General features: G+C 46.8%; 24 protein-coding genes. 9 read left to right on the top strand and 15 right to left on the bottom strand.

Translation table 11 applies throughout. From position 1 onward, the window contains the following. Genes M1D72_RS12635 through M1D72_RS12620 form a run of 4 tightly spaced genes read right to left on the bottom strand, consistent with a single transcriptional unit; the run spans position 1 to position 5,190 of the window. Positions 1 to 1,554, bottom strand: a complete 1,554-nt coding sequence (locus M1D72_RS12635) for a hydantoinase/oxoprolinase N-terminal domain-containing protein (protein ID WP_456297099.1) — start codon at positions 1,552 to 1,554, stop codon at positions 1 to 3. A 15-nt stretch (positions 1,555 to 1,569) separates the two neighbouring features. Then, positions 1,570 to 3,249 (bottom strand): ATP-binding cassette domain-containing protein, encoded by a 1,680-nt coding sequence (locus tag M1D72_RS12630; protein WP_456297098.1) that lies wholly within the window; start codon positions 3,247 to 3,249, stop codon positions 1,570 to 1,572. A gap of 5 nt (positions 3,250 to 3,254) precedes the next feature. Beyond that, the gene (locus M1D72_RS12625) at positions 3,255 to 4,169 is read right to left on the bottom strand and encodes an ABC transporter permease (RefSeq protein WP_390190554.1); all 915 of its coding nucleotides are present in this window, start codon (positions 4,167 to 4,169) and stop codon (positions 3,255 to 3,257) included. 1 nt (position 4,170) lies between these two features. Continuing rightward, positions 4,171 to 5,190, bottom strand: a complete 1,020-nt coding sequence (locus tag M1D72_RS12620; protein ID WP_456297097.1) for an ABC transporter permease — start codon at positions 5,188 to 5,190, stop codon at positions 4,171 to 4,173. Positions 5,191 to 5,481: 291 nt separating this feature from the next. Between M1D72_RS12620 and M1D72_RS12615 the strand changes: the two genes are divergently transcribed. Together M1D72_RS12615 and M1D72_RS12610 are read left to right on the top strand one after the other, a co-directional pair. After that, entirely contained in the window at positions 5,482 to 6,693 is a 1,212-nt protein-coding gene (locus M1D72_RS12615; RefSeq protein ID WP_456297096.1) for a pyridoxal phosphate-dependent aminotransferase, read from the top strand. 122 nt (positions 6,694 to 6,815) lie between these two features. Further along, a complete protein-coding gene (locus M1D72_RS12610) occupies positions 6,816 to 8,192 on the top strand; it encodes a GGDEF domain-containing protein (RefSeq protein WP_456297095.1) in 1,377 nt (458 codons plus the stop codon). A 62-nt stretch (positions 8,193 to 8,254) separates the two neighbouring features. Here M1D72_RS12610 and rarD read toward each other — a convergent pair whose 3' ends face one another. Both rarD and dbpA read right to left on the bottom strand, forming a co-directional pair. Next, positions 8,255 to 9,166: an EamA family transporter RarD gene (rarD, locus tag M1D72_RS12605; protein ID WP_390190561.1), complete on the bottom strand. Its 912-nt coding sequence runs from the start codon at positions 9,164 to 9,166 to the stop codon at positions 8,255 to 8,257. A 303-nt stretch (positions 9,167 to 9,469) separates the two neighbouring features. Beyond that, entirely contained in the window at positions 9,470 to 10,861 is a 1,392-nt protein-coding gene (dbpA, locus tag M1D72_RS12600; RefSeq protein ID WP_456297094.1) for an ATP-dependent RNA helicase DbpA, read from the bottom strand. Positions 10,862 to 11,092: 231 nt separating this feature from the next. On the opposite strand from dbpA, the gene arfB reads away from it, so the two are divergent. Then, entirely contained in the window at positions 11,093 to 11,506 is a 414-nt protein-coding gene (arfB, locus tag M1D72_RS12595; protein WP_456297093.1) for an alternative ribosome rescue aminoacyl-tRNA hydrolase ArfB, read from the top strand. Positions 11,507 to 11,574: 68 nt separating this feature from the next. Here the strand turns inward: arfB and M1D72_RS12590 are convergent, their stop codons facing one another. After that, positions 11,575 to 12,381: a MetQ/NlpA family ABC transporter substrate-binding protein gene (locus tag M1D72_RS12590; protein ID WP_390190564.1), complete on the bottom strand. Its 807-nt coding sequence runs from the start codon at positions 12,379 to 12,381 to the stop codon at positions 11,575 to 11,577. Positions 12,382 to 12,791: 410 nt separating this feature from the next. On the opposite strand from M1D72_RS12590, the gene M1D72_RS12585 reads away from it, so the two are divergent. The 5 genes from M1D72_RS12585 to map all read left to right on the top strand — a co-directional run bounded on the left by M1D72_RS12585 (position 12,792) and on the right by map (position 18,179). Next, positions 12,792 to 13,220, top strand: coding sequence for a DUF7282 domain-containing protein (locus M1D72_RS12585; protein WP_456297092.1), 429 nt, complete (start codon positions 12,792 to 12,794; stop codon positions 13,218 to 13,220). Between the two features lie 139 nt (positions 13,221 to 13,359). Then, a complete protein-coding gene (locus M1D72_RS12580; RefSeq protein WP_456297091.1) occupies positions 13,360 to 14,508 on the top strand; it encodes an amidohydrolase in 1,149 nt (382 codons plus the stop codon). A gap of 495 nt (positions 14,509 to 15,003) precedes the next feature. Continuing rightward, positions 15,004 to 16,884, top strand: coding sequence for a methyl-accepting chemotaxis protein (locus tag M1D72_RS12575; protein ID WP_456297090.1), 1,881 nt, complete (start codon positions 15,004 to 15,006; stop codon positions 16,882 to 16,884). A gap of 298 nt (positions 16,885 to 17,182) precedes the next feature. Beyond that, complete coding sequence (locus M1D72_RS12570; protein WP_390190569.1) at positions 17,183 to 17,407, top strand: ParD-like family protein; 225 nt, start codon at positions 17,183 to 17,185, stop codon at positions 17,405 to 17,407. Continuing rightward, positions 17,400 to 18,179 (top strand): type I methionyl aminopeptidase, encoded by a 780-nt coding sequence (map, locus tag M1D72_RS12565; RefSeq protein ID WP_456297089.1) that lies wholly within the window; start codon positions 17,400 to 17,402, stop codon positions 18,177 to 18,179. The genes M1D72_RS12570 and map overlap by 8 nt, the downstream gene beginning before the upstream one ends. 93 nt (positions 18,180 to 18,272) lie before the next feature. On the opposite strand, the gene M1D72_RS12560 is transcribed toward map, so the two are convergent. Beyond that, on the bottom strand, positions 18,273 to 19,049 hold the full coding sequence (locus M1D72_RS12560; protein WP_456297088.1) for an ABC transporter ATP-binding protein: 777 nt from the start codon (positions 19,047 to 19,049) through the stop codon (positions 18,273 to 18,275). Positions 19,050 to 19,051: 2 nt separating this feature from the next. Beyond that, positions 19,052 to 20,104 (bottom strand): FecCD family ABC transporter permease, encoded by a 1,053-nt coding sequence (locus tag M1D72_RS12555; RefSeq protein ID WP_456297087.1) that lies wholly within the window; start codon positions 20,102 to 20,104, stop codon positions 19,052 to 19,054. A 243-nt stretch (positions 20,105 to 20,347) separates the two neighbouring features. Between M1D72_RS12555 and M1D72_RS12550 the strand changes: the two genes are divergently transcribed. Next, positions 20,348 to 21,430 (top strand): ABC transporter substrate-binding protein, encoded by a 1,083-nt coding sequence (locus M1D72_RS12550; protein ID WP_456297086.1) that lies wholly within the window; start codon positions 20,348 to 20,350, stop codon positions 21,428 to 21,430. A gap of 138 nt (positions 21,431 to 21,568) precedes the next feature. Here M1D72_RS12550 and arsJ read toward each other — a convergent pair whose 3' ends face one another. The 6 genes from arsJ to M1D72_RS12520 form a co-directional block, all read right to left on the bottom strand. Continuing rightward, positions 21,569 to 22,792, bottom strand: coding sequence for an organoarsenical effux MFS transporter ArsJ (arsJ, locus tag M1D72_RS12545; protein ID WP_456297085.1), 1,224 nt, complete (start codon positions 22,790 to 22,792; stop codon positions 21,569 to 21,571). A gap of 46 nt (positions 22,793 to 22,838) precedes the next feature. Then, the gene (locus tag M1D72_RS12540; protein WP_456297084.1) at positions 22,839 to 23,333 is read right to left on the bottom strand and encodes a cyclin-dependent kinase inhibitor 3 family protein; all 495 of its coding nucleotides are present in this window, start codon (positions 23,331 to 23,333) and stop codon (positions 22,839 to 22,841) included. 12 nt (positions 23,334 to 23,345) lie between these two features. After that, positions 23,346 to 24,347: an ArsJ-associated glyceraldehyde-3-phosphate dehydrogenase gene (locus M1D72_RS12535; RefSeq protein ID WP_456297083.1), complete on the bottom strand. Its 1,002-nt coding sequence runs from the start codon at positions 24,345 to 24,347 to the stop codon at positions 23,346 to 23,348. A gap of 10 nt (positions 24,348 to 24,357) precedes the next feature. After that, positions 24,358 to 24,699 carry a metalloregulator ArsR/SmtB family transcription factor gene (locus M1D72_RS12530; protein WP_390190582.1) on the bottom strand — a complete coding sequence of 114 codons (342 nt, stop codon included), beginning with the start codon at positions 24,697 to 24,699 and terminating at the stop codon, positions 24,358 to 24,360. Between the two features lie 158 nt (positions 24,700 to 24,857). Continuing rightward, positions 24,858 to 25,922: an ACR3 family arsenite efflux transporter gene (gene arsB / locus M1D72_RS12525; protein ID WP_390190583.1), complete on the bottom strand. Its 1,065-nt coding sequence runs from the start codon at positions 25,920 to 25,922 to the stop codon at positions 24,858 to 24,860. 36 nt (positions 25,923 to 25,958) lie between these two features. Beyond that, on the bottom strand, positions 25,959 to 26,276 hold the full coding sequence (locus M1D72_RS12520; protein ID WP_456297082.1) for a metalloregulator ArsR/SmtB family transcription factor: 318 nt from the start codon (positions 26,274 to 26,276) through the stop codon (positions 25,959 to 25,961). Positions 26,277 to 26,305 lie beyond the last annotated feature (29 nt).

Here is a 26,305-nt window from a genome sequence, read left to right as displayed (position 1 = left end):
TTAAAACTCCAATTCACCGACGACTTTGACTCGAATGCGCGTTGCATTACCCGGCAGATAAGCTAGCGGAACATCTTCTTGATCAACCAAGGAAATCGTCTCGGCTTTCGCTCCCGCTTCAATCGCTTTGTCACTTGCAGCTTGCTTGGCGTGCTCTAACGCTTGCTCGCGGGAGATATCAGCGAGGCTAAAAATGCGGTCGACTTCACCACTCACTTGAGCAATGGCAGCGCCGACGGCGTTAGCGACAGAAAAATGATTAGGACGAATAGTGTCGAGGTCACCAATTTGTTCCGCGGCAAGCACAGAACCTCCCCCGACAACAATCACCGGGATTTTGGCTGCCGATAAGCGGTTCTTTTCAACCACATCCACAATAATCTCATCAATGATGCCTAGAGATTCCATGACTTTATTGGCATCTAGGTCAGCGACATGACTTGCCTCACCAACTTGCGCACGACCGCTTGCCACCGCAATATCCGTCGCGGTCAGTTCTTGTCCACCAAACACCCAAGCCCGTTCACTGATTTGGTAACCGACACTATCAGGGCCGATGGTGATGCCATTCGCGCTGTCTCGAACCAGACTTCCCCCCCCCAGGCCAACGCTGACCATATCAGGCATGCGAAAGTTGGTGCGCACGCCGCCAACATTGACAGACATTGCCGCTTGGCGTGGAAATCCTTGCTGTACCAGCCCCACATCGGTGGTCGTTCCGCCAATATCGACCACAATTGCGTCTTGCTCTCCGGATAGGAATACCGCGCCGCGCATCGAGTTGGTTGGGCCACTGGCAAAGGTCAAAACCGGGTAACGCTCAACGAAATCCGCGCTCATCAAGGTGCCATCATTTTGGGTAATGAAAAACGGACAACTCAAGCCACATACCGACAGAGCTTGACCAAAGGCAGTCACTGTTTTGCGGCTAAGTTGACGCAAACTCGCATTTAAGATCGCTGCGTTTTCACGCTCCAGAAGTCCAATACGTCCAACTTCGCACGACAACACCACATCACACTCAGGATGAAGCTCATTAATTAAGGTGCGTACACGATATTCCGTATCATCGTTAACCGGGCTAAATACGCAGCTAATCGCTACTGCATTGACTTGGTTGTGCTTTAACTCCAGCGCAATTTGACGAATGTGTTGTTCATCGAGCGGGTTAATCAATCGCCCGTCAAACTCATAGCCACCTTTGACTAAGTAGCAACCGCCATCAACCATGGTCTGAATATCTTGCGGCCAATCAGAAAACGGAGGCACACTGAGCGTCGCAGGCAAACACACTCGAATCACTGCGGTTTTTTGCAGATGCTTACGTTCCACGACCGCATTGGTAAAATGGGTAGTCCCAATCATGACCGCACTGATCGCTTGGCTATCAATACCCGAGGCTTTCAATACTGCGTTGAGCGCGTTTTCGATCCCAGAGGTGACATCCGAGGTCGTTGGCTGTTTGGTCGCCGCTAAAACCGTATCATTTTGCATGATGACCGCATCCGTATTGGTGCCGCCAACATCAATTCCTATCCGATAATTGGATTTCATCGTAACTCCTTGTTCTTATGCTGATTGCAACACCGCTTGCGCATCAGCATCACTTAAATACGGTTTATGACGTTCTTCATCTTCACTGATCACTGGAATGGCGCGAATCAAGGCTCGTGTGTAGTTATGCGTCGGCTCAGCAAACAGAGCTTGAGTTTCCCCGACTTCCAGCAACTCGCCGCGATACATCACAGCAACGCGATTACAGAAATGGCGCATTAAGCTCAGGTCGTGGGAGATAAATAGATACGTTAAGCCCAGATCGCGTTGAAGCTTTTTCAAAAGCTCGATAACACTTTTTTGCACAGAGACGTCCAATGCAGACGTGGGTTCATCCAGCACCATGATGGTCGGATTCGCCGCCAGCGCACGTGCGATAGCCACACGCTGCTTTTGCCCGCCAGACAAGCTTGATGGGTACATCTGCGCGTACTCTTCAGGCAGCTCTACCAGATCAAGCAGCCGTTTTATCTCCTGCGCGCGGCGTTTTGAATTGCCAATAAACTGCAATGGTACGGCCAGCGTTTGAGCGATCGTACGTCTAGGATTCAATGACGCCGCCGGGTTTTGATGCACCATTTGAATACTGTGGCGGTTGGCTTTGTCCGCACGCCAGGTTGCCAATGGCTTAGATTCAACCATGATGTTGCCATCACTGCTGTCGATAATGCCCATCAACATTCTTGCCAATGTCGTCTTACCTGAGCCAGACTCCCCCGCTAGACCAAAACTGTCGCCGCGATGGATTGTCAGGTTGAGCGGCTTAACCGCATTCACCGACTGAGTGACTCGACCACGCCAATCCTTTTTGCCGTGAAATGTTTTACTGGTTTCAACAAAATGCACCAATGTTTGCGGCTTAGAGTCGCGTTGAGATGGCTGCTCATCACTGTATAAGCGTGGGACGGAATCAAACAACCTTTGAGTGTAAGAGTGCTGAGCTGATTGAAAAATCGTGTCAACATAACCGTGCTCGACGATGCGTCCATGCTGCATTACATAAACGCGATCCGCCGTTTTTCTTACCACACCTAGGTTATGGGTAATCATCAACAGAGCAAGTTGTTCCTCTTTCACCAGTTGATTGATTAATTTGATAATTTCATCTTGGGTGGTGACATCCAGCGCGGTGCCCGGTTCATCCGCAATCAGTAATTTAGTTGGGTGCAGCAGCGCCATTGCAATCAATACTCGCTGACGCATGCCACCCGATAATTGCCAAGGATAGGCGTGATAAACGCGCTCCACGTCCGGTAGTTTGACTTTTTCAAGAACGCGACAAATATGTGCTTTACGTTGCGCTTTGCTGCGGCGAACGCCAGTGGTCCGTTCCACAAACTGCATGATGTCATTGAGATGGGTACTGATTTTAAACACCGGATTAAATGACGTTTGCGGGTCTTGCTGAATCATAGACATCACCGTGCCTTTCAGCCCTTCACGCTGATTCACTGCCATATTCAGCAGGGATTGCCCTTCAACGTGGATGTCCCCGCCCAGGATCTGAATTTGACCCTCGTTGAGTGTCCCCATTAACATTTTACTGGTGACACTTTTCCCTGAGCCAGATTCACCAATTAAGGCAACCCGCTCTCCGGGATAAATCTCCATCGATAGATGATGCAAGACTTGACGAGTACCGCCATACACGCGAAACGCCAAACTAAAATCATTAATTTCAACTAAAGGCTGCATACTACTTATACCTCTACATCAAAAAAGTCGCGTAGGCCGTCGCCCAATAAGTTAAACCCGAGAATGGCGTATAAAATCGCAAGGCCAGGCATAATCGCTTCCCACCAGTATTCGGGAAGGTAACTCGCCCCCGTCGAAACCATGGTACCGAGATCCGGCGTTGGCGGTTGAACGCCTAGCCCTAGAAAGCTCAAGGTTGCGCCGAACAAAATAACGAACCCAGCATCCAGCGTCGTTTTCACACTAATGGCGGCAACGCAGTTCGGCAGAATTTCTTTGACGACAATATGCCAATGGCTCGCACCAGATAAACGTGCGGCTTCGATAAAATCTTCGGTGACAATACTTTTGGCTAAGCGGTAGACTAATCGGCAGTGCCAGTTCCACCATAGGCTAGCGATGGCAATCATGGCGTTGGTTAAATTTGGTTCCAAAATAGAGGTAATAGCCAGTGCCAGTGCCAGAGGCGGAACCGCAAGTAACATATCGTTAAAGCGCATAATCAGCTGCTCAACCCAGCCACCGGCATAAGCAGCGACAATCCCTAGCAGCACCCCAACCGGAACCGAAAGCGCGAGAACCCCAACGACCAAACTAAGAGAGATGCGATAACCATAAATGACGCGCGTTAAGATGTCGCGGCCGATGTTGTCGGTTCCCATCCAGTAGCTAAAATCAGGGGCCGAGTGACGATCACGAAAGTTAACAAAACTGCCGGCATGTTCAGGGTATGGCGCGATCAGCGGCGCGAATATCGCCATTAAAATCACACTAGCGACGATGGTTAAACCAATCACTGCGGTTGGGTTTCGGCTAAATCGATACCACGCCTTACCGAAGTTAGAGTACTGTTTGTTCGCACTTGATGGCGTAAATTCTTGCGCGCCGTGAGGTAGATAAGAACGGTGTTTGGTTATCATATTACGCTCCTTTTAGCTTAACGCGAGGGTCAACAAGACCAATGACAAAGTCGATCATTAAGTTGGCGACAATGAAGAACACCCCAGAAACCAGCACCACGCCAATCACAGCATTAAAGTCTTTGTGCAAAATGGACCGCACACCATAACTGGCGACGCCTGGCCAAGAAAAGACCATCTCAACGACAAAGGCGTTACCAATCAGCGAAGCGAACTCGAGGCCTAAAATAGTGAGTGGTGCTGAGGCACTCAGACGGAGCAAATATTTAAAATTGACCACCCGCTTGGAGACACCACATGCCCGCAGAGTCTCAACATGGTCTCGGTGACTAAACTCAATCATTGAGGAACGAGTAATGCGCATTACTTGGCCAATCCCAGCAGCCGATAACGCTATCGCAGGCAGCAAAATATGTTGTAAGGCATCGATAAACACATCAAAACGGCCTTGCAGAACACTATCAATAAGCAGTAAGCCGGAAAAATCCGCAGAGAATGTCAATGAGGATGACAAACGCTCGGTGACCGGTAAGCCAAACCAACCGAGGCTTGCGATTAACTGCAAAACCAGCGCCAGTAAAAAGGACGGGGTGACCACCCCGACTAAAGAAAAAATACGCGACAGTTGATCAAACCAGCCGTTTGGACGATACGCGGCAACAATCCCCAAAGGCATACCAATCAACGCGGTAAACATCACCGCAACCAACACTAACTCAAGGGTGGCGGGTAGCGCTTGTGTGATATCGAGAAGAACGGGTTGATTGGTGATGGTTGACTCTCCCATATCACCGCGAAACACATTCATCATGTAATCAAAATATTGGATAAGCAGTGAATGGTCTAAGCCCATTTTAAGTCGTAACGCTTCTACCTGCTCCGGCGTTGCAAGTGGTCCTAGCGCGATTCGAGCAGGATCCCCAGGAATAAGGCGGGCAACGACAAAGATGATCACCGACAATCCCACCAACACCAATAACAAGCGACTCAAGCGTAACCAAAGGTAGTAGACTTGATTCATATATTCTTCCCTGAACTATGTGCGTGTCTGTTGCTTTTAAATCATCACATTCAGCACTGGGCGACAACCAAGCGAAAGAGTAGTTTTGTTAATACATCAGGTAGCTACCGAGTGAAAAAAGGGCTAATTCGCCATGAAACACCACCAGGAAATACCGATAAAACGGTGATAACCATACTCAACTTGCAGAAAAACTAGCCAAGTAAATGGTTAACCTCAGAAAAAAAAGGTGAGATAGTAGATGAGGCAGCATTGACTGCATCACCATGACTGACAGGGAGATTAAAAGACATGGAATACGGCGCAGGCGTCCAGTTAAGCCCGATAGCGGCACAGCTCAAAGAGTCCTCAATTCGAACCATCGCCAATTTTGGTATGACTCAACCTGATGTTACGCCACTTTGGTTTGGGGAGTCGGATATTCCAACCCCTGAGTTTATTCGCCAAGCCGCCAGTGACAGCCTGAGCCAAGGTGACACTCGTTATACGCCAAACAATGGTGCACCAGCACTTCGCCGCGCTTTGGCCGATTATCAACGTCGTCTCTATCACACCCCATTTGATGAAAACAACATTGTGGTCACCGTTTCAGGCACCAATGCGATTATGTTGGCCGCGCAAACGTGTATTAGCGCTGGCGACAAAGTGGTGGTGATCACACCTGTCTTCCCGACGCTATTTGCCGTCCCTGAACTGCTTGGCGCTGAGGTGGTTCAGCATCCACTAATTCAGGTGGATAATCGCTTTGAACTCGACTTAGACGCGTTGTTTAGCCAAGCCAAAGACGCAAAAGCAATCATCATTAACAGCCCTGCCAATCCAACAGGTTGGTGTGCCAGCCAACAGGAAGTCGAGGCAATTTGCCAATTTGCTCGCACCCATCATGTTTGGATCATTGCCGATGAGGTCTATGCGCGCCACACCTATGAAGCTGAAAGTGCCCCGTCGTTTTGTCAGTTCATGAAAGAGTCTGACCCCATCATTGTGTGTAACAGTTTCTCAAAAGCGTGGAGTATGACCGGTTGGCGACTTGGCTGGCTAACACTGCCGAAATCCATCACACCAACCGTCACTAAGTTGATTGAATATAATGTTTCGTGTGCGCCTGGATTTGTTCAAGCTGGCGGGCTGGCAGCCGTCACTCAAGGCGAATCCTTTATTGAACAAAGCCGTGAACGGTACACTCAAGCGAGGGCGTTAGTCCTCAAGTGGTTGAGTGATATTCCGGGCACAACTTTATATGACATGCCAGCGACCTTTTATGCCTTTCTAAAAATTGAAGGACTGGGTGACAATAGCCAGCCCTATATTTTGCAAATGATTGAAAAATCGAAAGTAGGTGTCGCTCCAGGCGAGGCCTTTGGTCAAGGCGGCGAAGGGCACCTTCGTATCTGCTATGGTTGCGATCTCAAGCGGCTTAACCAAGCACTAAGTCAACTTCGTATGTACTTAATCGCCCATCCATGCCGTAACAATGAGGATGAAAGTGCGATTTTAAAATGAGATGAGTAATGACGAAACCATTTTGTGATCAGTGTTTTAGGGAACAGTGGCATGTAAATTGACCTTCTATTACCGGTTGAACTACTCTATAGACTAGTCAGTTCGTTCAACAGGTATAAACTTTGGCTTTAACAACAAAATGGTTTGGCCTCCTATCAAACACCCGCGCGTCAGTCACACTTAGTCAAACGCTAGCATTAGTCGTATTGCTGCTATCCGGGACGAGCGTTGCTGGCTACTTACTCGAATTAGACGCGCTGTACCGCCCCATAGCAAATGGTCCTGCAACCAATCCCCTGACCGCGGTGGTTGGCGTGTTACTCGCGATCTGTTTATTTAGCTCAATCAAAAAGCAGCCTCTGCTGGTTATGCTTTGTGCGTACATCAGTTTATTATTGGTGAGCATTCGCATTGTTGACGTCCTCTTTTTCACCAATAATGCGAAGCTTCTGACTCTATTTATTCACGATTACACCATCGAGGATCAACAGGGGCAAACCAATATTATGGGGTTAAACACGGCCCTAATGCTTGAAGCGGTTGCCATTGCTACTTTGTGTCGCCTCTATCGATTTCGAATTGCCTCTCAATTACTCAGTTTTAGCGCGTTGTCGATACCGATGACAGCCATTACCGGTTATGCCTACGGAGTACCGTCCCTGTTTGGAGAGATGTCGTTTATTACCACTACCTTAGGGATTATCCTCTCACTCAGTGCACTTTTGGCCAATGCTAATCAGGGCATCGTTCGTGTGTTACTCTCTTCTCATATCGCGAGTCGAGTTGCTCGAGCTCAAATGGTGGGCAGTTACTTATTTGCGTTTATATTGGGTCTGCTGGTTGTTCAATCATTCATGCACTCCCCTATTAAGAGTTTGATCAGTGCTTTTGTTGTTGCGGTGAGTTGGTTTGTCATCGCTTTAATCGGTATTGGCGTATTAATTCAAGATCGCGCCGATCGTAAGCGCCGCCTTACCGAACGTAAACAGCGGCAATCAGAGAACAAAGATCGGTTAACTCAACTGCTTAGCCGGGCGGCATTTAGCCGCAAACTACAAACTGCAGTAACACGGCAGCGTCGCTATCAACACGCTTTGTGCTTTCTGGTGATCGACATAGATCACTTCGCCATTTTTAATCAAAAACTGGGGCGTCAAACCGGAAATGAACTGCGAAAACGCATCGCGAAAACTCTTAAGACAAACTGCCGAGAAACCGACATTTTATGTCGTTACGGCAGCGAAGAATTCGCACTACTTATTGAAGTAAAGACACCAAATGGTGCATTAGTGTTAGCAGAAAAGCTTCGAGCTGCTATTGAAGCGCTTCAAATCGAAGGCGTCACCGAGGCCTACGGCGCCGTTACTGTCTCGATTGGCTGCGCCACACTGAGCAATGCCATCAGTGCGGAGACAGCACTGTCAAATGCAGAGAAAGCCATGCACAACGCGAAGTGTTCAGGCCGAAACCAAGTGGTCGCTTATGATGCCTATTGTTAAACTTTCGACAGCGCGTTGCCACCGATGAGCGATGGCTGACCCGACGTAAGCCATAACCATATTCAAACGCTAATAGGCTTTTGAGTTGGTAACGTTGAGCGCCGCTGGCGAAACGCCAACCAACCGTTGAGCGCCAAACACAGTACAGCCAACCAAATAGGAATAAACGTTAGCCAATCCCCATCGCTAAACGACTCGCCCAGCATCAATGCTACCCAAAACAGCAACACAGGCTCTACGTAGCCGAGCATACCAAATAATGACATTGGCAAGCGGTGGCTGGCGGCCAAAAAACTCAGTAATGCAAAACTGCCTAATAGTCCTAAGCCAGCAATCGTGATCCAAGCATGCCAACCTAAGGTGTCATAATAGCTCCAATTCCAGTTCTTCTGACTGAGTACACCGAGCGCGATCGGCATCATAAACAGATGTTCCGCTAACATACCGTGCAGAGCATTCAGCCCGAGTTTGCGCTTAAGAACGAAATAAGGAGGATACCCCAACATAACCAACAGCGAGACCCAAGATAATCCGCCATTTAGCGTCAATTCTGCGGCTACGCCAATACAAGCCAACGCCAAGGCAATAATTTGCAGACGAGACAAGTTTTCCCCAAAGACGAACCGCCCCGTGATGACCATCGATAGCGGCATAAGAAAATAGCCCATCGCCAGCGCTTGACCCTGATGATTCATTGGCGCCCAACCAAATAACCAAACCTGCACCATCATTAATAAACTGCATGCTACGAGGATGATTAACTGGGTGCGATGGTCAAGAATCTGTTTGAGTTGTCGAATAAACACTCGTCCTTGTTTTAAGCACAAAAGCGACAAGGTTAAGATCACAAGCGTTCCGAGCGTACGCCATCCAGCCACCGCAAATCCATCTAAGGGAGGCAAAAATACACTGTAGTAACATAAGCTCGCAAATAACACAGAGGCGAGAAGACTAAATAGAACGCCAATAATCAACGGTAACTCCTTATCCGTTCATCCTCTAATTCCTAGGGGCTTCCCTAAGGGACTAGTACGAAAAGCATCGACATGCAATAACCAAACCGACTATTTATGTCGTTTTACAAAATCAATAAAGACCGAGATGAGTCACTACAAAAATCCAACAAAGGCCGCACTTTATACTAATTATCATTATTTCATTTCACTAAAAACGTGCAGCCTAACCTTTTTGGTGCTTAGCTTTGTGATTGAAACTGTAAAAAAGGGTTAGCTTTTACGCTAACCCTTTAACAATAAGTGTGATGACCATCATACCACTTAGTTTTTCATCGCCCATGCTCGAAACGATTTCCCTTTAAGCTTACCTTCGCTAAGAATACGCGCCGCCTGTTTCACAACGCGTCGCTGCACCGCAACATAAGACCAGATATCTTGAATTTGAATTTTGCCGACGTCACTGCCCGCAATTACTTTACCTGCAGTCAATGCTCCCAAAATATCACCAGGCCGCAGCTTGTGTTTCTTACCCCCTTCGATACGAATACACGCCATCTCAGCAACCAACGGCGCTGTATCGACACTGCCTTCATTCGGCAATGTACTCATCGATTGTGGACCGAAACGATCTTCAAGTAGAGCCAAACGCATGCCATCATTGTGCCCAACCAGACTGGCGGCAATGCCTTGTGAACCAGCGCGTCCCGTACGCCCAACACGATGAACATGCACTTCAGGTTCATGCGCCATATCGTAGTTAATCACAAGATCCAACGCATCAATATCCAAACCTCGCGCAGCCACGTCCGTCGCCACTAGGATAGAAATACTTTTTAATGCAAACTGTACCAAGGCTTGGTCACGCTGACGCTGGTCCAAATCACCGTGCAGCGCTTTGACGCTAAAGCCCTGGTGTTCTAACTCATCAGCAACATCTTGTGCTTCACGCTTGGTGTTACAAAAGATGACCGCACTTTGCGGGCGATGCTTTAGCAATAGCAATCGCGTTGCTTGGCGACGACTGTCTGCGTCGGTAACCGCATAGAAGCGCTGGGTAATACTGAGATTATCGTGCTTATCTTTAAGCTGGACGTTAACTGGCTCTTTCATCATTGCGCGCGCAAGCTCGGCAATGGGTTCCGGGAAAGTCGCGCTAAACAGTAGGCTTTGACGCTCAACAGGCATAAATTGACTGATTTGCTCAAGGTCACGACTGAAGCCCATTTCCAACATACGATCCGCTTCATCAAGCACAAGTTGGTTTAAATTATCGAGGTTTAAACGGCCTTTTTGTAAGTGATCGAGCACGCGCCCCGGTGTCCCAACGATAATATGCGCGCCGTGCTCCAAAGAACCAATTTGAGGCCCAACGGGTGTCCCACCACACAAAGTAAGAATTTTTATATTATGAATCCCACGCGCAAATCGGCGCAGTTCTTTTGCTACCTGATCCGCCAGTTCCCGTGTTGGACACAGAACCATTGATTGGACACGAAAGCGTTTCACATTAAGGTGATGCAACAATCCCAAACCAAACGCCGCAGTTTTACCTGACCCGGTTTTCGCCTGTGCTAAAACATCTTTACCTTGCAAAATAGCCGGTAAACTTGCCTCTTGGATCGGCGTCATAGAGGTAAACCCCAAATCCGTTAAGGTCGTCAATAATTCAGGTTTTAACGACAAAGAAGAAAATTCCGCGTTATTTGTGTTCAAAACAGTTCCATAGGTCAAAATGTGACCAGCAATCGATAAAGGAGCGCTATTGTAACAATATGTCAGCGGATAAAAAGGACTAAAACAGAATGGTGAACAAGTCACGCCTGAACGTCCCATGCCACTTAAAAACCGGGTTAAATTGACAAACGTCCAACACACTGAAAACATAGCGACTTTCAACCGAGTAGAAAACCAACCACCATTAAATAATGCAGTGAAGAGAAAGAGATGCTAGTAATATCCAATAATGTTCAGCTCGCAGACTGGGAGATCGAACTTTCAGCCATTCGCTCGATGGGAAGTGGTGGGCAAAATGTGAATAAGGTCGCGACGGCGATTCACCTGCGCTTTGACATTCGACGTTCCACGCTGCCTGATGTTTATAAACAGCGTTTACTGGCGCTGCAAGACAACCGTATTACCAAAGACGGAGTGGTTGTGATTAAAGCGCAATCGTTCCGAACTCAAGAACAAAACCGAGAAGATGCCCTCAACCGCCTCAAAGAGCTTATTTTAAGTGCCATGGTTGAAGTTAAAAGACGCAAGCCCACTAAGCCAAGCCGTAATTCGCAAATCAAGCGAGTCGAGCGTAAAAAGCGTACTGGAACCACCAAATCTCTGCGAGGAAAAGTGGATTACTAAAGCTTGCCATAAACGAAAAAGCGCCTTGGCACACAGTCCAAAGCGCTTTTTTTGTACGTGAATTCGTCTTAGAATGCCGCTTCAATCGTCCCTTTAAAGGTGTCATCAATATATTGACGTACCGCTTGCGATTGATAGATTTCAACAAACTTTTTGTAGGCGTCTTTGTCTTTATCTTCCTCACGAGCAGCGATCACCATGACCGCGAGTGGTGCGTCTTTTGGCTCTAAATAAATGCCTTGCTTTTTCGGATCAAGCCCAGCAGACATGACGTAGTTCATCGTAATTGCCGCAGCATCCACATCATCCAGTGTGCGGGGTAGTTGCGCAGCATCGATCTCAATGATTTCTAGGTTTTTCGGATTTTCCACCACATCATTCAGTGTCGCCTTAAAGCCCACATCATCACGCAGTTTAATAAGATTTGCCTCTTGCAGTAGCAATAGGCCGCGACCACCATTGGTTGGATCATTAGGAATAGCAATACGTGCTTCATCAGGAAGTGCATCTAACGCTTGGTGTTTGTTGGAATAAATCCCCATTCGCATCAGAATCGATTGCCCCATCGAGACCAAGTTCGACCCGTTATTGCTATTGTAGTTTTGCAAGAATGGCAAATGTTGATAGCTGTTCATATCAATACTGCCATCAGCGAGCGCTGCATTTGGCGTAATGAAATCAGAAAACTCAACCACTTCAACATTCAATCCTTGTTTTTGCGCCTCTTTAGCGGCAGCTTCGACCACTTGTGCGTGTGGCCCTACCGTTGCGCCAACTTTAATCGTTGCGTCATCTTGTTTTTCACCACATGCGGTCAAACCCATTGCAACCGCCAATGCGATCACTACCTTTAACGCTGCTTTTGCTTGCTTCATACATCCTCCATAACCACTTAAAATTAGACGTATAGACATCTAAAAATACATAGTAACCGTCACTGACATAGATGCAACTTCAATTTTGTTATCGGTTATAACCCACTTTAACGCGAAATAGGTGACCCTCTTTCGCATTGAACACTAATGGTGCGACAGTCGAATTTTATTGCTTTGACAAGCTCTAATTAAATTAAAAATATTTTTATTTAGCGAATAATTAGTAGATTTTTCTTAGTCTATGAATTGCATAACAAAAATTGCCCTAAGATAAAAAAGTTTATTTTTTAGCTTGTTTCTTCATTAAATCGAATGAACCAATTTTCTCACACTGCGTATTATTAATAAGTTGGTCAGTTGTAACGCTAACGAAAACAACAATTAGGATTACTCTGCAGCAGGAAATGATTATGAAAAATACTCTTACACGTACCCTCAAAATCGCGAGTCTTACCGCCCTACTTAGTGCCACGTCATCGCTCGCTTGGGCCGGGCACCATCTCAGTGTTAAAGGCATGGATCAAGACGTTTCTGGCGGTACCGTAAGCGCGAAAATGATTATGGCCGCGGACAACGGTTGGATGGTAGTTCACCGTACTGACAGTAATATGAAACCCGGGCCTGTGGTTGGCTACTCTCCTGTTAAAAAAGGCAATAACAGTGATGTCACCGCCATTCTTACCGAGCCGGTTAAATCCGGTGAGATGTTGATGTTAATGCTTCACGGCGAAGCCGGAGGAATGAAGACCGGCGTATTTGAATACACGCTTGGCGCCAAAGAAGATGGTCCAGTTCGCGAAGGTGGAAAGCTGGTTATGTCGGTCATTACCGCGAAATAACACTAAAACCTTAATCGAAAGGCGCCCAAAGTGGCGCCTTCTTCGGTTTCAAATGGCGTTCACCTCTTGGCAACATGCGAAGTAACGTAGTAAGTTGGACTTAACAACCTACGTGCCGATGTTAAGTTAAGGATGACTTATGACCGCAACGACCAGTAAACCAACGACTTTTGATGCGATTGCCTTTCGACGCCACCTTCACCAATATCCCGAACTTTCCGAGAATGAATTCAACACTGCCACACTAATAGCGACTCAGCTCAACGCATTTGGTTTATCTCCAATAACCGGCGTTGGCGGCCATGGCGTAATATGTATTATCGAAGGGCAAAAATCGGGGCCAACGACATTATTCCGTGCTGACTTCGATGCGCTGCCAATTGAAGAAAAAGCCATACACCATCATATTTCTCGCCACCCTGGTGTCATGCACGCGTGCGGGCACGATGGCCACAGCACCTCACTACTCAAAGTTGCAGAAGCGTTGACGACTACACCGCCACGCAATGGGCGCGTCATTTTGCTGTTTCAACCAGCGGAAGAAGTCGGTACGGGTGCCATCGCGATGCTCGAACACCCCGCATTAAAAAATGTAACCATCGATCATACCTTTGCCTATCACAATTTGCCCGGCTACCCACTTCATCACGTTATTATCAAACCGCAGACCTTTGCTTGTGCGTCGACGGGGGTACAAATAGAACTGATCGGTAAAACGTCACATGCCGCCAACCCAGAGAATGGGATTAACCCCACAGACGTGATGATCGAATTGGTGCAATTTCTTCGCACCTTACCAGCGCGTTATCCCGATGCATTTAGCTTAGTGACCGTTGCACATGTTCAACTCGGCGAACATGTGTTTGGCGTCGCACCTGGTGACGCGAAAATACTGGCAACCCTGCGCAGTGACCATAATCCTACCTTTACCAATATGAAATTGGCCATCCAAGATAAGATTGAACAAATTCAAAGGTCGAGCCACCTGCAAGTTAAATTAAATTGGCATGAGCCTTTTATCGCCGCGGTCAATGACACTGAGCACTACCACATCGTAAAGCAACAGGCGAATGAACTGGGCCTGACTGTCAGCGAACTCAAAGAGCCCATGCGCTGGTCCGAAGACTTTGCAGAATTTCTCAAACGCTGGCCGGGCGCTCTATTTTGTATCGGTAGCGGAGAGGATCACCCGCAGTTACATAATCCAGATTACGACTTCCCTGATGCGCTAATCGATACCGCCAGTCGTCTATTTTTAAGCATTATCGATTCACTACATCATCATTGATCGACACGCTTTGACCGCGCTTCGTAGGCTAAAGATAGAGTCAACACCCTATTGAGCGCGGTTTCACCCTAAAACCCTTGAACCAACATCACACAACTCACACATTTTGACCGTCATATGTGCATCATCGTCTATTTCGCCGACTAATACTTTGCGTAGGCTTAACCCAGTCAATTTGTCTCAAAATAGAGATAAAACCTTTACAAATCATAAGGATAAGATATGCAACCGTAATGATATAACTATAACTTATATCGATAGAAAAATATTTTTATCCATTTGTCCAAATTTCTCATGCCAATCCCCCCTTTCGTTTGTGCAAATGCCTAAAGCAGCACCAAATCTCATACTTTATAGTGAGAAGACAAGTCAGCATAAATGATGAGGATTAATGTCTGTTTGCGGCCTTCACGTTCTCTTTCACAGAGCACACCGTTGACCTTCCCTTAATCTCTCAAATAACAAAACACTCTCACTAGATTCTAAGGTTGATTTATGAGTGCGAAGAACAAAATCATCTTGTCGATAGGAGCCCTATGTTCCCTCGTCATCGTTATCATCGTGGCTATTGGCTATAACTCTTTCAATGCATCTTCTACCAACAACTATACCGACAAATTATCGCTCCAAGCCTCTTTGATCGCCGCCAGTGCAGAACAAAGAATGCTGCGTAATTTTGATTTGTTAAAAATGGCGGCAAACGCAGTTGATATCGATAAAGACGGGAATTTGAACGTTGACCAGTTAAAACAAAAAATTGCGTTCTTAGAGTCGGAGTACGATATCGTGGCGTCATTCTTTGCTACTGCGGATGGCACCACCTATCGCAACTTCGGTGAAATTGCCGATTTCAACGCCAAAGCCGCAGGTCGCGAATGGTTTACACGTATTATGTCAGGAGAAACAGACGTAATTACAACGCCTTACAAAGCCTCATCGGGTAAAATCATCATGTCGTTGGTCGAGCCTGTGCTTCGTGATGGTAAGATTGTCGGCATCATGGGCGCCAATATCGCGCTCGACGGTATTACCTCTTATCTAGAGTCATTAACCGAATCAAACCAAATTTTCGTTAGCCGCGCCGACGGTTACATTCTGTCATCGAAACATGCCGATGATATTGGTCAGAACCTTTACGAGCTGCGCCCATCGTTTGCGACTTATCGCCAGCAGAATGGCGCAGGCCATGAGTACGTTTATCAAGGCAAAAGTTACTTTGTTGTCAATGCGATTTCCCAAGACTTGGACTGGAATATCTGGAGCTGGGAAAGCATTGATAATATTGATGCCGCGTCTGCGGATAACCTGTCAAATAGCTCATGGTTGGCGGTTATTGCTATTTTGGTGTCTCTCATTGTGACCTACCTACTGGTTGACCGATTAATGTATCGACCGATAGGCGGTGAACCGACACAAATTGAAGATATCGTGCGTAAAGTCGCCGGCGGTGATCTGTCGCTTGCGGGTACCGCGCGTGGCAACGAAACTGGCATTTTAGCCGCAACACTCACCATGGTCACACAACTCAAAGAGACCATTAAGCACATCCAATCGGCCTCAGAGGATATCAATAGCTCATCGACACAGATGTCCCAAAGCTCGGAACAAGTGAAAACCAGTTCTGAATCACAAATGGTTCAACTTGAACAAGCAGCGACGGCGATGAATGAAATGTCAGCGTCTGTGGATGAAGTGGCTCGCCATGCACTTAAAGCGTCTGACTCGGCGAAAGGCGCCAATGGTTACTCAGAACAAGGGATGAATTTAGTGAGTGACATGAACCAAAGCATTCGAGAACTGGTAACGGGCATTGAAGCGGTGGTTAATGTTAACCTTGAACTAGAGAAAGAAACTCAAAGCATAGGGCAAATTCTTGAGGTCATTGATGGCATTTCAGAACAAACCAACTTACTCGCTTTGAATGCGGCCATTGAAGCCGCACGGGCGGGCGAGCACGGGCGTGGCTTCGCTGTGGTGGCCGATGAAGTTCGTAGCTTGGCCAATCAAACCAAAGAGAGTACCACGGTGATTCAAGAGACCATTCATCGCTTGCAAGCCGAGGCCAGTCGTTCGGTTGAGATGATGCAAGTGAATATGAAAGACGCGCAAACAACCTCAGAAAAATCTGACCTTGCCAACCAAGCTCTGCAAGAGATTCAGACCTCGGTGGCACTGATTGAAGATATGAATACTCAAATAGCAGCCGCCGTCGAAGAACAAAGCCATGTTGCTTCGGAAATTGGTTCAAACGTAGTCGAGATCAATGATTTGGCCAAATCCACCATGGAACTTACCGACAACAATCATCAAAGCGCGCAGCAACTGACTGGCATCGCGCGAACACTGAATAAATCGATTGAAATCTTTAAGTGGTAACTCCTCACTTCCTCTTAAAGATGACATCCTTGCCGGGCTCTATGCCCGGCTTTTTTAGACTTCAACATGGCACAAACAGAGTTTTATATGACAGCCAGTGATCGCGACGAGATCTGCCTTCGTAAAAAATCTCGATAGTTACATAGACCTATCATTCCACAGCTAAACACTTTTCTCTGTTTGCGCCTCGATGTTTAGGCGCTCTTTTTCCTTACTTACCACTTGTCTCATAATCTAACTTGACGCTGGATAACAAAAAGATACACTTCGTATACGTTTTGTATATAAAAGATATATTATGGGCATCGTTAAGATCTCTGAACAGTTACATGAAGAGCTGCGGAAAGCGAGCTCGGTCATGTCGCGTTCTATCAATTCACAAGCTGAATTTTGGATCAAAATGGGCATGCTGGCTGAGCTCAACCCTGAGCTCAGCTTTAATCAAATCATGGCGGATTTAATGAAGTCGGCAGACGTCAATATTGACAAAGTAATGACCGCTCAAGAGGCGATGAATGACTAATCCTGTGACCATTAAATCCTTAGAAGAAATCGAATTAATGCGCCAGTCAGGTAAGCTACTCGCGCAAGTGTTTGCCATGTTGGATAACTACGTTAAACCTGGGTTAACCACCATGGAGATTAATAACCAAGTCGAGGACTTCATTGTCAACGAGCTTCAAGCGCGTCCTGCAAGCAAAGGACAATATGGTTATCAATACGTGTTAAATAGCTCTCTCAACGAGGTGGTATGTCACGGTGTGCCGAGTGAAACCCAGACCATTAAAGCCAAGGACATCATCAACCTCGATATCACACTTGAAAAAGACGGCTTTATCGCTGACTCCAGTAAAATGTACGTGATGCCGGAAGCGCCGCCCTTGGCCAGCGCCTTAGTTGACGCCACCTATCAAGCGATGTGGGAAGGCATCAAGCAGGTTAAACCCGGGGCCACATTGGGCGATATTGGTTACGCCATTCAACATTTTGCCGAAAAACATGGCTACAGTGTGGTGCGCGAATATTGTGGGCACGGTATCGGCCGCGAGATGCACGAAGCGCCGCAGGTGCTCCACTACGGAATGCCCCATCAAGGAATGACGCTGCGCGAGGGTATGACCTTCACCATCGAGCCAATGATCAACCAAGGCACAGCAAAGACGAAAACCAAACGAGATGGTTGGACGGTTGTCACGCGTGACAAAAAGCTTTCTGCGCAAACTGAGCACACGGTATTAGTCACCGCAACCGGTTATGAAGTGCTAACACTAAGAGCCGAAGAAGCGCTGATTTAGCCCTCAATAAACAATCACCACCGCCCAAGGATGGGGTTTAAGGATAACAATAAAAAAGGAAAGCCGTGGCTTTCCTTTTTTGTTCCCCGTGAGCTACGCGGCAGACTGTGAACGAACCGTGCGTACAAACGGTACGCCACTTTCATCGGTAAAAACCTTGGCATCAACATTATAAATCTCTTGCACCAGTTCTGCCGTCATAATCTGTTTTGGCTCGCCCGACGTCACCAGTTCGCCTTGCTTTAACACTAATAAGTTATCAGCGTACTGCGCTGCAAGGTTTAAGTCATGCAACACCATGATGGTAATGTAGTGTTCATTGCGAGTTTGAGTTCGTAGATGATCAAGTAGCAGATGTTGATGATGAAGATCGAGCGCACTAACCGGCTCGTCCAACATCATAATTTGTGGGCGTCGCATCAACGCTTGAGCAAATAAAATCATTTGGCATTGCCCACCACTGAGGGTGCGAATATCACGATTTGCCAGCGCAGATAACCCCATACTTTCGAGAATCACCAGCGCTTGCTGAAGCATGACTTCATCAACACGTAAACTCAGCGCATCAATCTGCCCAAGCAACACAACTTCAATCACGGTTAGGCTGATATCAAAATGAATATCCTGAGGCATATAACCAAAACGACTACGCCATTTCGCCAGCGATTTGCCCGTTAACGTATCGCTGCCATGAGTAATCGTTCCACTATCAACGCTAATCTCTCCAAACAGTGTTTTAAGTAACGTACTTTTCCCCGTGCCATTCGGACCAAGAATTGCCGTCACTTGCCCCGGTTTCAGTTCAAAACTGACATCACGCGCTAACGTCAATTCACCGATGCTAACATTTAAATTGTTAACACTAAGCATGCTTAACCTCGCTTCGCTATGATCAGCCAAAAGAAAAATGGAACACCGATGATCGCAGTCACAATCCCTATCGGAAACAAAGCGCCCGGAACAATGGTTTTCGACAGAACTGACGCCGCAGACAATAAAAAGGCGCCAATTAAAAACGACAACGGCAAGAAAAAGCGCTGGTCTTCACCCACCAAAATTTTCGCGATATTCGGCGCAACAATGCCGATAAAACCAATAATTCCGACAAAACTGGTGACCGTCGCTGTCATTACCGCAACAATGAATAAGGTTTTTAAGCGTAAACGAGTAACGTTGACGCCAACACTTTTAGCCCGCTCTTCGCCCATCCGCAGCGCCGTTAACTTCCACGAATCTTGCAGTAACAATACAAAACCACCGATCACGACAACCGCAGTAATCAACAAATTGGTCCAGGTTGTCTTCAGCAAGCTGCCAAACAACCAAAACAGAATTTGCTGACTCAGTTCTGGGGAAGAAATAAATTGGACTAAAGAAAGTAACGACTGAAACAAAAACAGCAGTGCAATACCCGCCAGAATTAATTGTCCAGAGCTGATATGGCGCATCGACGCGAGGGCAAATAGGAAGCAGGCTGACAACATACAACATAAAAACGCGCCAATCGGAACGGCATACAGGCTACTCATTCCGAGTGAACCAATATACAACATAATGGCAGCACCAAAACCGGCGGCGGCGGCCATTCCTAATGTGTAAGGACTGGCCATAGGATTATTAAGGAGCGTTTGCATTTCGGCACCACCAACGCCCAGCGATCCACCAACCACAATGGCCATGAGTGCAATAGGTAAACGTAAGTTGGTAACAATAACCATGGTTGAGCGGTCAACTTCAAACGGCAAACCAATAAACTCAAACAGTGCATTGAGCACTTTTCCCGCATCGAGCATGGAAGGGCCAGTCATAATATCGAGAATAAATGAAAGGCATAATATCGCGCCAAAAAGACCGATAACCCACAGGCGTTTTTTCTCACTTTTTCTTTGCTTTTCAATTACTTGTAATAATATTGAGGACTGCATTTCCTGAACCACTGTTAACCAATTACTCTACGCTTAAACGCACTTAGTGTTCATGATTTCACCACTCGGCGTCGCAAGTCGCAAAATCCTATCACATACAATTGAGAATGAATATTAGTTATCAAAACTATAACTTAAGAATGATTATTGTTTGCATTATTTTTAATAACAAACTTATAATCAGCGCGCACAGAGTGGGAGCACTCTTTTGTTTACTAAGTACTACATATAAGGGTTTATTACATGTACAAAACACTGTTGAGCGTGGCTGCGCTCACTTTTAGCTCATTGACTTATGCGCAAATGACGACAGTAACGGACGTACTCGGTCGAGAAGTAACGTTTGATGCCCCCGCTCAACGCGCCGTGGTGGGTTTTTACCCTGAAGATTACATGGCAATTGGAACAGAAGCTGCGTATGACCATGTGGTTGGCATGTCGAAATACATCTGGCAAGCGCGCTCAGCGAACTGGGATCTTTACGTTGAACACCGTCCATCTTTGGATAAAATTCCAGGCATTGGCCGAGTCGATACCAATACATTTTCGGTCGAAAAAGTCATTAGTTTAAACCCTGATTTGATCATGTTAGCTGACTGGCAATACAAAGCGCTAGATACGGATGTCAAACGCCTAGAACAAGCTGGCATTCCTGTTGTGGTTGTTGATTACAATGCGCAAACAGTCGAGCGCCACGTGCAGAGCACGAAGCTTATTGGCGTGATTACTGGCCAACAACAACGCGCAGAAAAGATAGCCAAAGAATACCAACAAAATGTCGAGATGATCAGTCGCCGTTTAACGAAAGCCAACCTACCTAAACCTCGCATTTACAGTGAATACGGTGCGGCAGGCGTCAACGAAATTGGTTATACCTTTGGCAAAAACATGTGGGGCGCTATCGCAACGATGGCGGGGGGAGACAATATCTCTGCGCCTTACGTTGAATGGTGGGGTAAACTCAACCCAGAAATGATTATCGCCGCCGATCCACAAGTCATCGTGATGACGGGGTACGAAACGGGCAGCGCTGATGATTCCATGCTAATGGGACAAGGCGTGGAAGAAAAAACCGCCAAGCAGCGATTAGCCGGCTTTAAGCAGCGTGTGGGCTGGTCATCGATTTCAGCGGTTAAAAATAATCGAATGTACGCGGCATACCATGGCGCGTGTCGAACTATTATTGACGGTGCCATGATTCAATTCTACGCCAAAGCCATGTACCCAGAGTTATTTGCAGACCTTGACCCAAATCAGGCCTATCAAAACTTCTACAAAAAGTACCTACCTGTGACGCCACAAGGTACTTTTATGACTCAGCTGTAATGCAGTGATGATGTTTCGTTCTCGTGTGTAAAAACACATCAGGACAACACAAAGCTCGGATGGCAAAAAGCTCACGACAGCAAAAAGAAAATAAAAAGGCGCTATTTGATAGCGCCTTTTTTATTCGAACATACCGTGTTAAGTCGATGCCACAGCGCCTGGGTGCCTCGGTAAGCCGAGTGAAATTATCGTAGTCAGCACCAAAAAGGCAAACGAAACCCACAAACACGCCGCCAAGCCTGAGACCTGATAAACCCATCCCGATAGCACTGTACCAATCAAACGCCCCATGGCATTGGCCATGTAATAAAAACCGACATCCAGAGAGACTCCATCATCTTTGGCGTAGCTGACAATCAAATAAGAGTGCAAAGATGAATTAACAGCAAATACGGCGCCAAAGAACAGCAGCCCAGCGATGATAATCAACTCAGGATACCAACCACTTTGCACACTATAGGCAATCACCGCCGTTATCGCCGCCAGTAACGCAGCCCAACCGAGCGCATGCTTACCATCAGGAAGTTGCCCTGCCGCACGCCTTGTAATCTTCGGGGCAAGACCTTGAACCACCCCATAACCAATTACCCACAACGCGAGAAACCCGCCGACTGCACTGTGATTCCAACCAAAGACAGAGCCAAGATAAATCGGTAATGCAATCACAAACCAAACATCTCTTGCACCGAAAAGAAACATTCTCGCCGCAGACAAGATATTAACACTCGATGACTTGGAAAAAATCTCCGAAAATTTTGGCTTGGTCTTTGATTTGCCCAGTTCCGATTTCAAACTCATGACGCTGCCGATAAACACCAGTAGCAAAACGCCAGCCATTAACATGACCGCGTATTGAAAGCCCACCAATGTGAGCAATGCGCCGCCTAAAAAGAACCCGGCGCCTTTTAGGGCGTTTTTTGAGCCAGTAAGAATGGCTATCCACTTGTAGAGTGCGCCTTGAGCATTGGCTGGTACCAAGGTTTTAATCGCGCTTTTGGCGCTCATTTTATTGAGATCTTTGGCGATCCCTGACAGCGCCTGAGCGGCCATAACCCATGCGACTGTCAACCAGCTTGGCGGCACCGCCAACATCAGCAACGCAACGATTTGCATTCCAAGGCCAATATTCATGGTGCGGTTCAGGCCGAGCCTGGCACCTAACCAACCGCCAATTAAATTTGTCACGACACCAAAGAACTCGTAGAACAAAAATAAAGACGCGATGGCTAACGTCGAGTAGCCCAAATCATAAAAATAGAGCACCACCAACATTCGTAGCGCACCGTCAGTGACGGTAAAGTTCCAATAATTAAACGTCACCAGCATGTACTGGCGCAGGTTTTGATCAAGTTGAGACCACATAAATTCACGCCCTAGAACAAAGCCGCATTCCGCGGCTTTAACTGCATTACGACTTGCTCGCCTGTTGGCGAATATACTCTAATTGTATCGTTTTAGTGAACGCGCCCGGACGTAGCGCTTGAACTTGATTGATTATCTCGTCAAGTGCCCAACCTTTTTCCAGCAACACATGTGCGGCCAATAAGCCAGTTCGTCCCGAGCCGCCCATACAGTGCAATGCGACTTTTCCGCCCTGACTCAATGCACCGTGTATAACGGGAGCAATATGCCGCCAGCGCTTGGTAAACGCCTCATCTGGCGCGCAGTCATCTTCAATCGGCGCATGAAGCCATTGTAACCCCGCGCTTTCCACTTCATCAGCTAAGGATGAAACACCTTTTTCATCCATTTCTTGTTGGCTAAGCGCGGTCACTACGACGCGAACACCTTGCTGTTTAAGCTGAGCGATACTCTGCGCAAGGCCGACATCTTTGGTGCCTGGGCAAGGCGTTAAAATCAGGGCACTTTCCTGCTCTAACGGCAGCTCCCATGTTGGATGCATTATCTTGTTCTCCTAAGCTAAACCGACTTGACGAACCAGCTCTGCAGTACGTGTTGCGTACCCCATCTCATTGTCATACCAAGCATAAATTTTCACCATACGCTTTCCGACCACCATGGTTGATAACGCATCAACAATCGTCGAACGTTGGTCTCCGCGATAATCGATAGAAACAAGCGGACGGCTTTCAAACCCCAAAATCCCTTTGAGTTCATTCTCCGACGCTTCTTTCAAAAGCTGATTAACTTCCTCAGCGGTCGTATCACGTTTAACATCAAAAATGATGTCAGTGAGTGAGGCATTGGCAAGAGGGACTCGAACGGCGTGTCCATTAATTCGGTCTTTCAAGTCTGGGAAGATTTCGACGATCGCTTTGGCAGACCCCGTTGTTGTCGGAATTAAACTCATCCCACAAGCTCGAGCGCGTCGAAGATCTTTATGTGGCGCATCCAAAATTGTCTGAGTATTTGTTAAGTCATGGATAGTCGTAAACGAAGACTGTTCGATACCCAGTTTTTCGTGGATAACCTTAACCACAGGTGCAATGCAATTTGTAGTACAGGAGGCTGCCGTCACAATTTTATGCGTTGCAGGGTCAAAAATATGGTCATTCACTCCCACGACGATATTGGCAATGCCCGGTTCTTTCACTGGCGCTGAGACCACTACTCGCTTAACGCCCTGTGCAATATATTGGTTTAGAAATTCCGCCTTACGATGAACGCCCGTGGCTTCAATCACCACATCACAGCCGGACCAATCAACATCCGCAATCGCCTTTTCTTGGGTCGTACGCAGAGATTTGCCATCAACCAGGATTTGGTTCTCACTGGCACTGACCGCGTGATGCCAACGCCCCTGAACCGAGTCAAACTCTAGCAAATGAGCTAATGTCTGAGCGTCACCAGCCACATCATTAATTTGTACAAATTCTATTTCTGGCCAATCAAATGCCGCGCGAAGCGCCAAACGACCAATACGACCAAAACCATTTATTCCGACTTTAATAGGCATAATTTTTCCTTTAAACACAACACTGCGGCCGTGACGTCATAGCCGCCAAGCGCTGAATATCTTGTTGGTATTCTTGTTTTAAGCAGTTCGACTCCACCAACCCCTGAATCTGTTTACGCATCCAACCAGGTAGGTGCTCGGATAAGCGATAAAAAACCCATTGGCCTTGTCGAACATCCACCACCACCCCACTAGCTCGAAGCTGAGCGAGATGACGCGAAACCTTAGGCTGGCTGGTATCCAGTGCTTGCGTCAGCTCTCGAACACACACTTGATGTTCACGGGCGATCACTAATAAACAGCGCACGCGTGTTTCATCAGCCAGTAATTTAAAGAATTGGTGAGGTAACATAATCATCCTTATATATGGATATGCGTATATATTAAAAATAACGTGGATAAGGTCAATCCTAAAACTCAAATTGTCACAAAACTTTCATCTGTATCAGAATTTTCTGAGGGCATAAAAAAAGCGGCAACCGCCGCTTTTTGTCTCGTCTCGTAACCTAATTATGAGTAATATTTTCGCTTCATTCTTAACGCTACATTCACCAAAGCAATCAACACCGGAACTTCAACTAACGGGCCAATAACACCAGCAAATGCTTGATCAGAGTTAAGCCCAAACACCGCTATCGAGACCGCAATCGCCAATTCAAAGTTATTGCCTGAAGAAGTAAAGGCAATCGATGCATTTTGTGCGTAAGGAAGGCCCATTTTTTTACCAATAAAGAAACTCGCAAAGAACATCAACATAAAGTAAATGATCAGCGGCACAGCAATACGCAATACATCAAACGGCAGTTGTATAATCATCTCCCCTTTCAGGCTGAACATCAGCACAATGGTCGCTAAAAGCGCAATCAATGTGATCGGAGAAATAAAAGGGATGAACACATTGCTATACCACTGCTCGCCTTTCATCGCAACCAACCATTTACGGCTCAAAAAGCCCGCCAAAAATGGAATCCCTAGGTAAATCAAAACACTTTTCGCTATATCGATAATCGTGATATCGACTTCAAACCCCTGAAGACCAAAATAAGGCGGCAAAACAGTAATAAATAGCCATGCCATAAAGCTGTAGGTGATAATCTGAAACGCACTGTTGAGCGCAACTAAAGTCGCCCCATATTCTTTACTGCCTCCGCTAATATCATTCCATACCAAGACCATGGCAATACAGCGCGCCAATCCAATTAGTATCAAGCCAACCATATAGCCAGGTTGGTCGCGCAAAAATACGATCGCGAGAACAAACATTAAAACCGGCCCAACGAGCCAATTCATCACCAGTGATAAAGTGATTGCCCGTTTGTCGCGCGTCACTTCACCAAGCAAGCTGTAATTCACTTTCGCCAGCGGTGGGTACATCATCAAAATCAGACCAATCGCCAAAGGTATATTTGTCGAGCCGACCGAAAGCTGTTCATTCCACTCCGCGACCTGAGGAAAAAGCACCCCAATACCGACGCCAAGCGCCATTGCCAGAAAGATCCACAAGGTTAGATTTCGATCGAGAAAACTCATTTTTTCGGCAGCGGTTTTCACTTCGCTGGATTGAGATGGATTCATAACGCTCTCTATTACGTTCAGTGGTACCAATACTGGCTAGCAGTTTGAATTAGCCACCAACACCAGTTCTTGTTCTATCAGTTCAGGATGACCGGACACTGTCGCTTCAATGACAGTGAGCACCCAATTAGGCAAAGCGTCATTCAACTGATAATAAACCCATTTGCCGCGTCGGTCGGTGCTGACTAAGCCTGACTTTCGTAACTCGGCTAAATGACGGGAAACTTTGGGTTGGCTCAGCGTTAAACCATGCATGAGGTCACACACGCAAAGCTCTCGCTTTAGATAGATCAGCAACAGAGATTTGAGCCGGGTTTCATCAGCCATTGCCTTATAGACGGATAATGGGTTCATGGTTTTAGCGTAGTTCAATATACATATAT

The organism is Vibrio sp. AK197, assembly GCF_053903115.1.
This window is presented reverse-complemented; position numbering and strand designations above follow the sequence as displayed.

Coding starts and splice junctions, on each gene's coding strand:
- M1D72_RS12635 (WP_456297099.1), bottom strand. CDS start 1,554: ATGAAATCCAATTATCGGATAGGAATTGATGTTGGCGGCACCAATACG.
- M1D72_RS12630 (WP_456297098.1), bottom strand. CDS start 3,249: ATGCAGCCTTTAGTTGAAATTAATGATTTTAGTTTGGCGTTTCGCGTG.
- M1D72_RS12625 (WP_390190554.1), bottom strand. CDS start 4,169: ATGATAACCAAACACCGTTCTTATCTACCTCACGGCGCGCAAGAATTT.
- M1D72_RS12620 (WP_456297097.1), bottom strand. CDS start 5,190: ATGAATCAAGTCTACTACCTTTGGTTACGCTTGAGTCGCTTGTTATTG.
- M1D72_RS12615 (WP_456297096.1), top strand. CDS start 5,482: ATGGAATACGGCGCAGGCGTCCAGTTAAGCCCGATAGCGGCACAGCTC.
- arfB (WP_456297093.1), top strand. CDS start 11,093: ATGCTAGTAATATCCAATAATGTTCAGCTCGCAGACTGGGAGATCGAA.
- M1D72_RS12590 (WP_390190564.1), bottom strand. CDS start 12,381: ATGAAGCAAGCAAAAGCAGCGTTAAAGGTAGTGATCGCATTGGCGGTT.
- M1D72_RS12585 (WP_456297092.1), top strand. CDS start 12,792: ATGAAAAATACTCTTACACGTACCCTCAAAATCGCGAGTCTTACCGCC.
- M1D72_RS12580 (WP_456297091.1), top strand. CDS start 13,360: ATGACCGCAACGACCAGTAAACCAACGACTTTTGATGCGATTGCCTTT.
- M1D72_RS12575 (WP_456297090.1), top strand. CDS start 15,004: ATGAGTGCGAAGAACAAAATCATCTTGTCGATAGGAGCCCTATGTTCC.
- M1D72_RS12570 (WP_390190569.1), top strand. CDS start 17,183: ATGGGCATCGTTAAGATCTCTGAACAGTTACATGAAGAGCTGCGGAAA.
- map (WP_456297089.1), top strand. CDS start 17,400: ATGACTAATCCTGTGACCATTAAATCCTTAGAAGAAATCGAATTAATG.
- M1D72_RS12560 (WP_456297088.1), bottom strand. CDS start 19,049: ATGCTTAGTGTTAACAATTTAAATGTTAGCATCGGTGAATTGACGTTA.
- M1D72_RS12555 (WP_456297087.1), bottom strand. CDS start 20,104: ATGCAGTCCTCAATATTATTACAAGTAATTGAAAAGCAAAGAAAAAGT.
- M1D72_RS12550 (WP_456297086.1), top strand. CDS start 20,348: ATGTACAAAACACTGTTGAGCGTGGCTGCGCTCACTTTTAGCTCATTG.
- arsJ (WP_456297085.1), bottom strand. CDS start 22,792: ATGTGGTCTCAACTTGATCAAAACCTGCGCCAGTACATGCTGGTGACG.
- M1D72_RS12540 (WP_456297084.1), bottom strand. CDS start 23,333: ATGCATCCAACATGGGAGCTGCCGTTAGAGCAGGAAAGTGCCCTGATT.
- M1D72_RS12535 (WP_456297083.1), bottom strand. CDS start 24,347: ATGCCTATTAAAGTCGGAATAAATGGTTTTGGTCGTATTGGTCGTTTG.
- M1D72_RS12530 (WP_390190582.1), bottom strand. CDS start 24,699: ATGTTACCTCACCAATTCTTTAAATTACTGGCTGATGAAACACGCGTG.
- arsB (WP_390190583.1), bottom strand. CDS start 25,922: ATGAATCCATCTCAATCCAGCGAAGTGAAAACCGCTGCCGAAAAAATG.
- M1D72_RS12520 (WP_456297082.1), bottom strand. CDS start 26,276: ATGAACCCATTATCCGTCTATAAGGCAATGGCTGATGAAACCCGGCTC.